Genomic DNA, 13174 nt, shown 5'->3' with positions numbered 1-13174 from the left:
CAGGACACTCAAGCGGATTGAACAGCGGCGGCAGTTGCGGAGACGGGTTCAGGTTCGCTACCCAGTAGCGCCAGGCTTTCGCGAACGAGGCGGTCTGCCTCGGCGGCTGGCCCGTCGTGGACTACCGTGCGATCTGGGCGCACGACGGCCGCCCAACCAACCGGTACCGCGTCGGGAAGAAACGTGCCGTTGATGTCTTCCCAAACACCGGACGCCTCGCAATGCAAACGCTGGCCTCGATGCGCGATCTGGACGAACGCACCGCCCAGACGCTCAAACGCAGCTGCCGTTGCAGGTTGGAGTGCCGTGCTGGCGTCGCCGCCAAAACTGACGAGCGTGTAGCCGTGGCCGAGCACGTCGTCGCTCAGGCACATGCGCCCCTCCGCATTCCTGATCCAGCCCTGGGGGATCACGCCGCCGCGCGTCAGCTTGGTCGACGAGCAGCCTTTAACAAAGAGGCCGGTCTTGAACGCATTCTTCGGCTTGATGCGCAGCTCTTCAAACTGCGAGCGCAAGCCGGGCACGAGCCGGGTCAGGCGCATCAGGCCGTGCGTCAACAGCGCGATCGGGGCGCTGCGCGGCATCACCAGCTTGCCCATGAACCGCGCGAGATTGATCATGGCTTTCGCATGCGGACGGCGCTCCTCGTCGTAGCTGTCGAGAATCCGCGCATCTGCCCGCCCTTGCAGCACCCAGGCCAGCTTCCAGCTCAAGTTGGCAGCGTCTCGCAGCCCGGCGACCAGCCCTTGGCCGACAAACGGCGGCGTAATGTGCGCGGCGTCACCGACAAGAAACACGCGGCCCACGCTGAACCGGTCGACGGTTCGGGCGTGAAAGCGATAGACCGCCTTGCGTTCGATCGTGATGCTGTCAACGTCCGTCCACGGTGCCAGCAATGCGCGGATACGGCTGTCCGATTCCATCTCTTCGCGGCGCTCGCCTGGCTGGAGCATGAACTCCCAGCGCTCGCGCGCACCCGGGGCGACCATGTGCGGCGTAGGACGTCGGTGGTCGCAGAGGAATTCAACGTGGTCGATCGGCTTGGGCACATGACGCGCGTCGACGATGAGCCAGTCCTCCGCGTACGTCGTGCCGCGGAATTCCTGGCCGATCAGGTGGCGCACCAGCGAACTTGCGCCGTCAGCCCCCACCACGTAGCGAGCGCGGACCCGGTGTACCTGACCTTGCCCGACATCGAGCGAAGCCATTACGCAGTCCGGCAGATTGGTGACGCTGAGCAGCGTCGTGCCCAGCGCGATATGCACGCCCTCGTGCGCCGCCAAGCGTGCCCGCAGGCAGCGCTCCAGATCGGGCTGATAGAACGTAACGAGCTTCGGATGGCCGTCCAGGCTGCCCAGCGTATTGACCCGGCCGAATTCGCCGAGCCAGGGCGAATGCATGCGCACATGCGGGATGGCCACCGTTTCGAAATCGCCCTCGCCAATCCCCGCCTGCTGCAGGATGCGCAGGGCTTCGTTGTCCAGCGCAATGGCACGCGGGGCCATGTAGATGTCGGGCGCCTTGTCGACGGCCATCACGCTCACGCCGTGGCGCGCCAGCAGATTGGCCACCATGGCGCCAACGGGGCCCAGCCCCACGACAAGGATGTCTATTTGAGATGGCAGGTCACCGGCCCCGTGGGGGCGTGCGCCATCCGCAACGCGTGAACTGGCACGCGCATGTGCATTTGTCTCCACCGCTACTCCGTGTCTTGGTCTACGTCTTTACCAGGCTTCGCTCGCCTTTTTTGACATTAAAGTCATCACTGATGATTTTGTCAATATCGACATTCGAATCTATAATTGCAGCCACAACAAGGACTGCAGACCACCATGGCCACCACCGAGACTCGCCGAACCCCGAAGCGCGCCACCACAAAGACGCCTCCCCCTCCGGCGCCTGCCGTTGAGGAACGCGAGCCCCGTGGTGCACGGCGCAAGCGGGAAACACGCGCACGGCTGCTGGATGCCGCACTCCGGCTCATGGCCGATCGCGGCATGGAAGGTGTGGCCATCAACGAAATTACCGAGGCGGCAGACGTCGGTTTCGGCTCGTTCTACAACCACTTCGAATCGAAGGAAGCCATCTACGCCGCGCTGGTGAGCTCGGTGTTTGAAGAGTTCGCCGATTCGCTCGACAAGGTGACGGGGGGGCTAGACGACCCGGCGGAGATCATTTCGGTGTCGGTGCGGCATACGCTGGTTCGGGCGCGGCGCGAGCCTGTGTGGGGGCGGTTTCTCATCCGCGAGGGCTTCTCGGCGCGCGTGCTGACACATGGCCTCGGCCAGCGCCTGCGGCGCGATATCGAGCGCGGCATCGCGGCGAAGCGGTTTGTCGTGGCGGACCCATTCATTGGCTTCCTGTCGGTCGGCGGCACGGTGCTCACCGCCATCTCGGCAGAGCTCAACTTTCTGGCGCCCGGTGCGCCGGCTGCCGACATCCTCAAGGAACTGGGTTTTACGGGGGAGCATTTCCCCGAACGCACGGCAGCGGTGCTGCTCCAAACGCTGGGGCTCAAACGCGCCGAGGCCGAGAAGGTGGCCGCCCGGCCGCTGCCCGTTGTGGAGATTGCAGACAGCGCAAGCTGATCTGATCAGCGGCGCTGCGGCGCCCGCTGATCGACCCACCTCACTTGGCCAACATACTGGCCGACGAATCCACGCAACCTGGCATCGGCCGCGCCGCCTCTGATGGTGCAGCAGCGTAAGCCAGGAGCGGCTCCGCCATCTGCGAAGCCAGCGCGTTCAAGGCACGCCGCTGGCCCTGCACCACGCCGTCAATGCCTGCGGGCACGTCTTCGCGAACGACACTGCGGCACGTCAGCATTGGGCGATCTTCGGCGGTGCGAATCGTCCAGACGGCGTCGATCAAGACAGACGAGCCGGGCCACGCATCGAACCGCTGTACATCCACGGCCACCCGGTAAACCGGGCGTTCTCCACCGTAGGGAAGGCCGTGCAGGTCCGTGGCGCTGGTCCGCAACGCCAGCCCCGACGACAGCGCCGCACGAATCTCATCGGCCAAGGGCGAAGCCCAGCGGTCCATCTCGAGCACGTCGACCTGGCCTGAGCTGCGCTGCACCACCAGCCGCCTGCCCGCCACCGACGGCGGAACACGAACGGGCAGCACGTCAACCAGCAACGCCGATACAGGTGCTGCCACCGCAACCTCATCGTCCGCAGCCAAGCGATGGAAACGCGCCGGCGGCGAGCTACATGCCGCCAGCGTGACACAGGCAACCACGCCAGCAAGTACGCGGCACATTGGGAACCAGGACACACTCACCGCGCATCTCCTTTCTTGCCGAACAGCAGCGATTCCGGATGGCGCTCCAGATAGTCCGTCAGCGCATTGAGCGACTGAAGCGTGCGCGTCAGTTCCTGCATCGCCTCGTGCACATCGGACTGGAGCGGCGAGTCCTGCCGCAAGGTCGCCTGTGCAGCGTTGAACGTCTGCTGTGCGGATGCCAGCGTGTCCCGCGCCTGCGGCACCACTTCGGTATCCAGATGACCGAACAGGCGGTTTGCATTGTCGAGCGCGCCGTTCAGGTTGTTGCCGATCTTGTCGAAGGGCACCTGGTTCAGCTTCTTCGCGATGTCGGCAAGCTGCACCTGCAATTCGTCCAGCGAATTCGGAACGGTCGGCAACTCCACCGGCGAGCGGTGGACATCGACCGTTGCACGCGGCGCCTTGGGGAACATGTCGAGCGCCACGTACAGCTGGCCCGTCAGCAGGTTGCCCATGCGAAGCTGCCCGCGCAGCCCCTGCATGACCAAGTGCTGCAGCAGTTCATGGCCGCCCGGCGTATCGGGTGCAGGAAGCGATGTGTTGATGCGCCGGCTGAGCCGCGATGGATACAGCGCCATCATGACCCGCATGCTGAACGTTTTCGCTGCCTCGTCGTATTCGATGCCGATGTCCGTGACGTTGCCCAGCGCAATGCCGCGCAAATCCACCGGTGCGCCGACAGACAGGCCGCGCAGCGACTGGTTGAACCGCATGACCACAGTCAGCGGCGCACCGTCGGGCTCTCGCATGGCGTCGGCTTCATCGGATGCCAGCTGGAACACGGTGCTATCGGGCGGCGGAGGCCCATCCGCCTGGCCCTGTGGCGTCTGGAACGCCAGGCCGCCGACGATGACGGTGGCAAGCGACTGCGTATTCAGCTTCAACCCGTTGGAATCGAGCCGCAGGTCCACCCCGCTGGCGTGCCACCAGCGCGTGTTGGTGCCGACGTACTTGTCGTAGGGCGCGTTCACGAACACGTTCACTTGCACGCCCCCACCTTGCTTGTCCAGCGCAAAGCCCACCACCTGCCCCACTTGCAGATGGCGATAGAACACCGGCGCACCAATATCGACGGACCCGAGCGAATCGCCGTGCAGCGAGAACTGGCGCCCTTGCTGATCGGTGGTGACGGAGGGCGGACTCTCCAGCCCCACGAACTGGGTCTGGCTGTCTTTGGAATGACCAATATCCACGCCGATGTACGCGCCCGAAAGCAACGTGCCGAGCCCGGAAATGCCGCTGGCGCCCACACGTGGCCGGACCACCCAGAACCGGGTGTCCTTGCTTGCAAAACGTTCGGCTTCGCGCGCCAGTTGGATCTTCACCATCACGCGCTTGAGATCCGGGGTGAGCGAGATGGATTGAATCGTGCCGATCTCAACGTCCTTGTACTTCACCTTCGTCTTGCCGGCCTCAAGGCCTTCGGCATTGGCAAAGGTGACGGTCACTGCCGGGCCTTTCTCGGCGATGGTCTTGGCGACCAGCGCGAGCCCGATCAAGGCCGCAATCAGCGGCACGAGCCAGACCATTGAGGGAAGCCAGCGCCGCCGGGGCGTGATCTCGGGAAGGGGGTGATCGATAGGACGCATTGCTTGAAAGGAGAATGTGGCGGACGAGTGTTGTGCGCGGAATCCGATCAGGAATCGTCTCGCGCGGATTCGGCGTCGTCGGGAACGGGGTCCCAGATCAGCCGGGGGTCGAACTGCATAGAGGCGATCATGGTGAGGATCACCACAGCGCCAAAGGCCAGTGCGCCCGGGCCAGCGGTGATGACGGCAAAGGAGCCGAAGTGCACCAGCGCAACGGTGAGCGCCACCACGAACACATCGAGCATCGACCACCGGCCGATGCGCTCGACCAGGCGATAGAGCCGTGTCCTTTCGTGCGGGCGCCAGGTGGAGCGCCGATGTGCCGCGAATACCAGCAGCGCCAGAATGGCGAGCTTGAGCATCGGCACCACCACGCTGGCAATAAAGACGACTGCTGCGAGGCCCCAATCGCCGGAAGTCCAGAAGTACGCCACCCCGCTCAGGATGGTGTCGTCTTCTGAGCGGCCGAGCGAGGTGCTGTGCATGACCGGCAACAGATTGGCGGGGATGTAAAGCAGCGCCGCCGCCAGCAGCAATGCGGCTGTCCGCGAAATGCTGGCGGGGCGGCGTTCGTGCAGGGCCGTATGGCAACGACTGCACCTTTGGTGTGCTTCGCCATCGTGAAGCGGTTGCACGCTGCCGCAGGTGTGGCAGACAACCAGCCCGGCCTGTTTTGCGGAGACTGCCTTCACTGCGTCCGCTCGCAATTCGGCAGATGGTGTCGCACCGCCCGGTGCCTCGATCTCGTCGCAGGCGTGCCAGAGCCTGTGCGGATCGAACCGCGAAACCAGCGCAAGCAGCACCGTCAACGCCCCGAATGCAAACAGGCCGGCGCCAGGAATCACTCGCGCGAGGCTGACCATCTTCACTGTCGTGACAAGCACGCCCAGCATGAACACTTCGATCATTCCCCAAGGCCGCAACCATTGAAGAAACCGGATGACCTGGCGAAATCCAAAAGACACAGCGCCCGCACGCAAGGGAAGCAACACGTAAAGCAACGCGAGCAATTCCATCGCGGGAAACAGCGTGGTCGTAAAGAACACGACCGCAGCCACGATGTGCATTTGCCCTGCCCATAGGGCAGACACCGCATCAAGCAACGTGGCTTGCGACGCCATGCCCTGCGCCTTGAGCGCAATGATCGGGAAACACTGCGCGATCACCAACGTAACAACCGCTGCAACCGCCATGGCGCAGGTGAAGTCGAGTGTCGGGCGGGCGTGATGGGCGCCGCTCAGGTCGTTCGCACAACGCGAGCATCGGACGTGCAAGCCATCCGACAGTGGCGGCCGCCGAAACACGCGGTCGCATTCATGACAGGCAATCAGGTGGGCAGATTCCATGGGCTTGACCTAGTGCAGGCGAAGCGCGGCACTCCACGCTTGAGGCGTGGAGGCCGGGCCTATCCAAAGGCAATGTCAGTCTTTGGCGATCGTCTGATCGGTGTTGGCGGGCAGTTCACCCATGGCCTGTAGCAACGCAGCCGTGTCGCTCATGCGCCGGCTGGTCGCACGCACGGTGTCGAGCTGCGCATTCAGGTACTGCTGCTCGCTCGACTGCTCCGCGGATGCGGGCAAGGCGCCCAAGCGGTGGCGCGATGCGGTTTCGTTGAACGCGGTACGCGCTGCGGTCGATGCCACTTCGGCGGATGCCAACGTCTGCGCATCGTTTTCCAGTGCGGCGAGCGTATCGGCAACGTTCTCGAATGCCGACAGCACGGCCGACTTGTACTGCAGCACCGTTGCGTCATACAGCTCGAGCGTCGCCCGGCGGTGCGCCATCAATGCGCCACCGTGGAAGATGGGCTGCGACAGCCCGGCACCCACCGCCCACAATCCACCCGCACCTGAGAGCAATGCCGGCCAGCTCAATCCGCCACGGCCCAGCGCGGCCGTGAGCGACAGGCTCGGGAAGAGCTGTGCGGTGGCCTCGCCCGCATCTGCGGACGCCGCCTTGACCGCCGCAGCGGCGGCGCGGATATCCGGCCGAGCCCGCAGCAGATCCGACGGCACGGCCACAGGCACCTGGTTCGGCAGCGACAGGCTGCTGAACTCCGGCACTGCAGGCGCCGCATCCGGGGTGCGGCCCAGCAACACGGCCAGTGCATGGACGGAAACCGCACGCTGTTGACGCAGCTGCGGCAGCGTCGCCGCCAGCGATGCGGCGCTCTGCGTCGATGCCAGCGCTTGCGCATGCGAGAGCGCCCCCAGCTCGTACCGACGCTGGCTGTCCCGCGCCGTCGCGTCTGCCACCACAACAAGACGTTCCGTCAATGCAATCTGCTCATCCAGCGCTGCTGCGCTGATCACCGTGCCGACGATATTCGCGGCGAGCGCGCGCCGTGCTGCCTCCAATTCGCAGCCGCGCACGTCCACCCGCGCGGCACTCGCGGCGTTGGCATAGCGCGTCGCGCCGAACAGGTCGAACGTGTAGTGCGCCTGCAACTGCCCAACGAACACGTTGTAGCGCAGCGCATCGGGCCCGACGCCTGTGAGGTTTGGCGTGCGTTGGCGCGCGACCTGGGCCCCGGCGTCGAGGGACGGCAGTGTTGATGCCCCCACCTGCGCGCGCAGTTCCTCCTGCGCGGCAGACAACGTCTTCTGCGTGGCAGCCAGCGTGGGGTTGTTGCGCAGGCCCTCTTCCACCAACGCGTTCAATGCATCGGAGCGATAGAGCTTCCACCATTGCGGCACGGGCGCAGCCCCGACATCAAACTGCTGGGCAACGCCGGCCGCTTCCGCCGTCTTTGCAGGTGGCGTGGTCATGCCGTAGTGCTCCGGCGAGGGCACGGCAGGCGGCGTGCTGGTCGGTGCCAAGGAGCATGCCGAGAGTGCGAGCACCGACGTAGCGGCAAGCGCGCACATCATACGAGAGCGTTTCATGGTCAATTCTCCAGGGCTGCAGTGCGGGCCGCAGTCAGTTCCCGTTCGTCCGGGCGGACCTTGAAGCACGCGGCATACAGCGCCGGCAGGAAGAAGATGGTCAGGACCGTGGCGATGGTGATACCGCCCATCAGCGCAGTGGCCATCGGCCCGAAGAAGCCCGAGCGCAGCAGCGGAATCAGCGCCAGCACTGCCGCAGCGGCCGTGAGCATGATGGGCCGGAAGCGCCGCACGGTTGCGCCGATGATGGCGTCGAAACGTTTTTGGCCCGCCGCAATGTCCTGGTCGATCTGGTCCACCAGGATCACGGAGTTGCGCATGATGATGCCGAACATGGCAATCACCCCGAGCAGCGCCACGAACCCGAACGGCTTGCCGAACAGCAGCAGCGCAGTCACCACGCCAATCAGACCCAGCGGTGCGGTCAACACGACGATGAACGTGCGCGAGAAGCTCTTGAGCTGGATCATCAGCAGCGTCAGCACCGCAATGATCATCAGCGGCATCTCGGCGTTGATCGACGTCTGGCCCTTCACGCTCTCTTCCACCGCACCACCGATCTGGATGCGATAGCCCACCGGCAGCTTGGCGCGTTCAGCGGCGAGCGCCTGATCGATGTCGCGCGTCACGCCAATGCCTTGCGCGTTGCCGCGCACGTCGGCCTGCACCGTGATGGTCGGCTGGCGGTCACGTTCCCAGATCACGCCGTACTCGAGCTTGTTCTGCACATGCCCCAGCGCGCCGAGCGGAACCGGGCCGTTAGGCGTTGGCATTGCCAGGCCAGCAAGCTTGGCGGGGTCAACGCGTTCCGTCTTCGGAGCACGCAGATCGACGTTGATCAGCTTGTCGCGCTCACGATACTGCGTCACCGTGTAGCCGGACAGCGTCATGGCCAGGAAGTTGGAGACATCCTCCGACGTCACACCAAGCTGGCGCGCCTTGATCTGGTCGATCTCGAACGACATCGAACGTTCGGCCGGTTCATCCCAATCGAACTGCACGTTCTGCGTGCGGGCATCGGCACGCACCTTCTCGGCCACCTTGTCGGCGATGTTGCGTACGGTCGCAATGTCGTCGCCGCTCACACGGAACTTGATTGGGAAGCCAACTGGCGGGCCGTTCTCAAGCTGTGCGACACGGGTGCGGACACCGGAAAAGTCCTTCTCCAGCGTGGCGTTGAGCCAGCGCGACAGTGCATCGCGTTCTTCCACGTTCTTGGCCGTGATCACGAACTGCGCGAAGTTCGGTTGTTGAAGCTGCTGGTCCAGCGGCAGATAGAAACGCGGCGCACCGGTGCCGACGTAGTCGACAAAGTGCTCGATCTCTTTTCGGCCATCCAGCGCTTTTTCCAGACGCTTTGCCTCGCGCAACGTGGCATCAAACGAAGCGCCTTCCGGCAAGCGAATATCCACCAGCAATTCAGGCCGCTCGGAATTCGGGAAGAACTGCTGCGGCACGCGCGTGAACGCTGCCATGCCCAGTGCAAACAGCACGGCCGTCACACCCAGAATCACCCAGCGGCGCTCGATGCAGAACGAGATCCAGCCCGACAGACGCTGATAGAAGCCGGTGTTGTAGATATCGTGCTCATGGCCATGTTCCGAGGCGCCGTTCTTGTGCTCCGGCAGCATGTGATAGCCCAGCAGCGGCACTAGGACCACGGCGGCAAACCACGACACGATCAGCGAGATAGCGGACACCTCGAAGATCGAGCGCGTGTACTCGCCCGTGCTCGACTTGGCCAGCGCGATCGGCAAGAAGCCTGACACCGTTACCAGCGTGCCGGTCAGCATCGGGAATGCCGTGCTGGAGTAAGCAAAAGCGGCGGCGCGCATGCGGCTCCACCCCTGCTCCAGCTTCACGGCCATCATCTCGACGGCGATGATGGCGTCATCCACCAGCAACCCGAGCGCAAGCACCAGCGTGCCCAGCGAAACCTTGTCCAGCCCGATGCCGAACATGTGCATGCACAAGGCCGTGATGGCCAGCACGATCGGGATGGAAATCACCACAACCATGCCCGTACGCAAGCCCAGCGATACCAGGCTCACCACCAGCACAATCGCCACGGCTTCACCAACCGAGCGCACGAACTCGTCCACGGAGTGCTTGACGGCATGCGGCATGCTCGAAATCGCAGACAGCTTCAGCCCTGCCGGCAGCGTCGCCTGCAGTTCGCCCGCCGTAGCGTCGAGCGCCTTGCCGAGATCGATCACATCGCCGCCCTTCTGCATCGTGACGCCGATGCCCAGCACGGCATGGCCGTTGGTGCGCATCTGCGTGACGGGCGGGTCGTCATAACCGCGCGTGATCTTGGCGATGTCACCCAGCCGGAACGTGCGCTTGTTCACGGTGATCAGCATGTCGGACAGCGCCTGCACATCCTTGAACGCGCCCGTGGGCCGCACGAATACGCGGTCGTCAGCGGTCGTGATCGTGCCGACCGGTGCCACGGTGTTCTGTGCGTCGATGGCCTGCGCGATCTGCTGCGGCGTGATGGCAAGCCGCGTCAGCTGCGCGTTGGAGATTTCGATGAAGACGTGTTCAGCCGGATCACCAACGTAGTCCACCTTGGCGACGCCAGGCACACGCAGCAGCACGGTGCGCAGCTTGTCCGCGTAATCGTGCAGTTGCGCGGGCGAGAAACCGTCGCCTTCCAGCGCGTAGATATTCGTGTAGACGTCACCGAACTCGTCATTGAAGAACGGCCCGACCGTGCCCTTTGGCAAGTTCGCGCGAATATCGCCCACCTTCTTGCGCACCTGATACCAGGTCTCCGGCACGTCCTTGACGGGGGCGGAGTCCTTCATGGCGAAGAAGATCATCGACTCACCAGGGCGCGAATAGCTCTTGATGTTGTCGACATACGGCGCGGCCTGGAGCTGGCGCCCGATGCGATCGGTGATCTGCTCCTGCACTTCGCGCGCGGTGGCGCCCGGCCAGTACGTCTGGATCACCATCGTCCGGAACGTGAACGGCGGATCTTCTGACTGCGCAAGATGCGTGTAGCCAATGACGCCAAACAGCGTCGCCAGCCCGATCAGGAAGATCACCAGCTGCTGGTGGCGCAGTGCCCATGCCGACAGGTTGAAGCCGCCTTCGTCCGCCGGGGATGCAGGCGTCGCCACCTGCTCGGTGCCCTGCGCGATTTCGCGATCACCCCCGCTCATGATGCAAAGTCCTCAGGGTGCAGGGGCGCAACCACTTGCACGTGTTGCCCGGCGTTGACGGCATGCACGCCCTGCATCACCACGCGATCGCCATCGCGCAAGCCGGAAGCGACTAGCACGCTGCGTTCGTCGTAACGCGCGATGGTGACCGGGCGCAGTTCCAAGATATCTGTGTTCGCGCGCACCACCCAGACTGCAGGCTCTTCGCCGCGGTGGAACAGTGCGGTCACCGGCAGCTTGAACGGATGCGCAGCCACCGCATCGCCCTTGGCATCGAAAGCGATATTGGCGGTCATGCCCATGCGCACCGCAGCGCTTGGCGCCGCGAGCGACAGCTTGACGCGCCACGTACGGCTTTGCGGATCGGCCGCGGGGGACACCTCGCGCACGCGTGCTTCAAAGGTTTGCGACGGCACAGCCGGCAGGCTCACGCGCGCCGTGCTGCCAACGGTGAGTGAGGACAGCGCACGCTCCGGTGCATCGCAAACGATGTCGACGTCGCCCGTCCAATCGAGGTGATAGATCGCTTGGCCAGGCTGGACGTTCTGGCCGGTGTCGGCATCCTCCGACGTGATGACGCCGTCGTGGTCCGCCACCAGCGTGGCGTAGCGCAGGCGATCGCCCACCAGGGTGGCTTGTGCCCGTGCGGAATCGCGTTGCGCAAGCGCGGAAGCGTAGGCGTCCTGCGTCTGCTCCATCTGTGCCGGCGCAATCAGGTTCGCCTGCGACTGCGCGCGGTCACGGTCAAGCTGTTGCTTGGCGAAGACCAACCGATGTTCTGCGGCTTCCAGTTGCGCGCGGGCATTGGCCAGATCGTTGCGCAGATCTGCCTGATCCAGCATCGCCAGCACCTGCCCTTCCTTGACGGTATCGCCCAGACGCACGCGGCGCTCGACCACCTTGCCGCCCACACGGAACGACAGCGGCGTGGAGTACCGCGCCTGCACCTGCCCGGGCAATGTGTTCGCAACGGCGTTGCCGTCCGGATGCAGCGTCAGCGCAACGACCGGCTTGGGTGCTGCGACCAGGGTTTCACTGTGGTGACAGCCCGCCAGCAACACAGCGCAGCAGGCGGCAATGACAACAGGCGCGCGTTTGGAACGCCCGACGACGGACAGTTGGGGGCGCGCTGTCGTTCGCGCTTGACGACCGGGATATTTCACGATGTTTCCAAGCAAGTGATGGCCTAACGAACAAGGGGTCACGCGCATTCCGGAGCCGCGCCGCTTCTGCGCGATCAGCTCTCGGGTAACGCATAACGGAACTCGGATGTCGGGTACGCAAGTCGCCGGTCTCCACGGCGTTCAGGAACCACTTCTCGGCAAATGTGCTGCATTCAGCTGGCAAGCCATGGCGGACGGCTCTCTGGCCTTTGTCGCCGGGTGCTTGCCCCATCACCGCGTCCTAACTCAGGGCAATTCGCCCCGATCGACCCCACGGACGACATTAAACTCATAACTGATAATATTGTCAACTATGACGCAAGCCACTATCATCGCCATTGAAGACACCAATCGAGACCCCTATGCGGAACCTCATGAATCGCGTGGCCGAAGGCCGCCACCAGCGGCGCGGCACGCGTCGCAAAGAAGAAACACGGACGCGCCTGCTTCACGCCGCGTTGTTGTTGCTGTCTGAAAAAAGCATCGAGCGCGTTGCCATCAGCGAGATCACCGAAGCCGCCGATGTGGGCTTCGGCTCGTTCTACAACCACTTCGAATCGAAGGAAGGGCTCTTCGCCGCCCTCATCGACTGGGCGTTTGAAGACTTCGCTGACCGGCTGGATGGGGCGGCGCATGGCTTGACGGATCCGGCCGAGATCATTGCAATCTCCGTCCGTCACACCTTGCTGCGGGCGCAGCGTGAGCCGGTCTGGGGCCGGTTGCTGATGCGCGAAGGTGTCTCTACCCGCGCCCTGACACATAGCCTTGGCTTGCGCCTGCTACGCGACAGCCACCGCGGGCTCGCTGCCAAGCGGTTCGTCGTGGCAGATCCGTTGCCAAGCGTGCTTTCAGTGATTGGCACCGTGCTTGCCGGTGTTGCGGCCGAGTTGCACTTTGCGACGGCTGCCGCACGCCCGGGGCGCGGCCACCAAGCAGCGGCCGTTCGGGTGGAGCACCTGGCCGAACGTGCGGCCGTCTTCGTGCTCCAGGCACTGGGCATCAAGCGCGTTGAAGCGGAAAGAATCGCGCAACTGCCGTTGCCGATGTTCAAGGACGGCGGCGCCGCAACCCCTGCATGA

General features: G+C 64.3%; 9 protein-coding genes. 2 read left to right on the top strand and 7 right to left on the bottom strand.

Going from position 1 to position 13174, the window contains the following annotated elements; genetic code table 11:
• Window positions 1-8: 8 nt before the first annotated feature.
• Window positions 9-1574 carry a bifunctional 3-(3-hydroxy-phenyl)propionate/3-hydroxycinnamic acid hydroxylase gene (locus tag V6657_RS07255; RefSeq protein ID WP_248694694.1) on the bottom strand — a complete coding sequence of 522 codons (1566 nt, stop codon included), beginning with the start codon at window positions 1572-1574 and terminating at the stop codon, window positions 9-11.
• A gap of 258 nt (window positions 1575-1832) precedes the next feature.
• On the opposite strand from V6657_RS07255, the gene V6657_RS07250 reads away from it, so the two are divergent.
• Window positions 1833-2588 (top strand): TetR/AcrR family transcriptional regulator, encoded by a 756-nt coding sequence (locus tag V6657_RS07250; RefSeq protein ID WP_048932595.1) that lies wholly within the window; start codon window positions 1833-1835, stop codon window positions 2586-2588.
• Window positions 2589-2628: 40 nt separating this feature from the next.
• On the opposite strand, the gene V6657_RS07245 is transcribed toward V6657_RS07250, so the two are convergent.
• The 6 genes from V6657_RS07245 to V6657_RS07220 form a co-directional block, all read right to left on the bottom strand.
• Window positions 2629-3285 carry a PqiC family protein gene (locus V6657_RS07245; RefSeq protein WP_248694684.1) on the bottom strand — a complete coding sequence of 219 codons (657 nt, stop codon included), beginning with the start codon at window positions 3283-3285 and terminating at the stop codon, window positions 2629-2631.
• Window positions 3282-4877 carry an MlaD family protein gene (locus V6657_RS07240; protein ID WP_048932597.1) on the bottom strand — a complete coding sequence of 532 codons (1596 nt, stop codon included), beginning with the start codon at window positions 4875-4877 and terminating at the stop codon, window positions 3282-3284. Before V6657_RS07240 ends, V6657_RS07245 begins: the two co-directional genes overlap by 4 nt.
• A gap of 47 nt (window positions 4878-4924) precedes the next feature.
• Window positions 4925-6223: a paraquat-inducible protein A gene (locus tag V6657_RS07235; RefSeq protein WP_048932598.1), complete on the bottom strand. Its 1299-nt coding sequence runs from the start codon at window positions 6221-6223 to the stop codon at window positions 4925-4927.
• A 75-nt stretch (window positions 6224-6298) separates the two neighbouring features.
• Window positions 6299-7762, bottom strand: coding sequence for an efflux transporter outer membrane subunit (locus tag V6657_RS07230; RefSeq protein WP_048932599.1), 1464 nt, complete (start codon window positions 7760-7762; stop codon window positions 6299-6301).
• A gap of 2 nt (window positions 7763-7764) precedes the next feature.
• Window positions 7765-10932, bottom strand: coding sequence for an efflux RND transporter permease subunit (locus V6657_RS07225; RefSeq protein ID WP_048932600.1), 3168 nt, complete (start codon window positions 10930-10932; stop codon window positions 7765-7767).
• The gene (locus tag V6657_RS07220) at window positions 10929-12095 is read right to left on the bottom strand and encodes an efflux RND transporter periplasmic adaptor subunit (protein WP_048932601.1); all 1167 of its coding nucleotides are present in this window, start codon (window positions 12093-12095) and stop codon (window positions 10929-10931) included. Before V6657_RS07220 ends, V6657_RS07225 begins: the two co-directional genes overlap by 4 nt.
• A gap of 362 nt (window positions 12096-12457) precedes the next feature.
• On the opposite strand from V6657_RS07220, the gene V6657_RS07215 reads away from it, so the two are divergent.
• Window positions 12458-13174, top strand: coding sequence for a TetR/AcrR family transcriptional regulator (locus V6657_RS07215; protein ID WP_048932602.1), 717 nt, complete (start codon window positions 12458-12460; stop codon window positions 13172-13174).

Origin of the sequence: Ralstonia sp. RRA, from assembly GCF_037023145.1 — a bacterium.
Classification (GTDB): domain Bacteria; phylum Pseudomonadota; class Gammaproteobacteria; order Burkholderiales; family Burkholderiaceae; genus Ralstonia.
The sequence above is the reverse complement of the archived record's forward strand: the minus strand, read 5'-3'. Positions and strand labels throughout refer to the sequence as shown.